Here is a 500-nt window from a genome sequence, read left to right as displayed (position 1 = left end):
GGACGTTGGTAGTCATTATGAACAGGAGACACTACATATTAGAAGTAGCTAAAGAAGTATGGACATTTGGTCATCACATTGACCTGCCAGACGATTATGACTTTGAAGGGGCTAATTCATTGTACAAAATGGATGATAGTAACTTTGAGACCTTTGCTCCTGAATTTCCTGTTTTTGAAAACAAGCATCCTTTCCCTCTTACAGATCTGATAAAGCATGTTTTTACTAGCAAGTTGATTGTAAGTCAATATATGGCAGATGTGCTGACTTCATTTAAACTGCCAAAGCACAGGCTTGTACCGTTAACCATAGTTGACAAAGGTGAGGCTAAAGGGTATTTCTTCCTATATTTTGCCAAAGAGGATATTGGATTCATTGATTTCAAAGGTTCTTCTTTCAATATCAAGAATGATTTGGATGAAACAAGGACAATGCACTTTGACAACCTTGATGCATTTACTGATTTCGTGGATGAATCAAAAAAGCGTTATGAAGAATAT

Annotated in this window: 1 protein-coding gene; it reads left to right on the top strand. The window is 36.4% G+C overall.

The window, feature by feature from the left end:
• Positions 1–17: 17 nt before the first annotated feature.
• A partial coding sequence (locus tag KWJ01_RS13115; protein ID WP_224996912.1) for a hypothetical protein occupies positions 18–500 on the top strand: 483 nt, incomplete at its 3' end.

The organism is Cesiribacter sp. SM1 (genome assembly GCF_020178975.1).
Lineage (GTDB): Bacteria > Bacteroidota > Bacteroidia > Cytophagales > Cyclobacteriaceae > Cesiribacter.
This window is presented reverse-complemented; position numbering and strand designations above follow the sequence as displayed.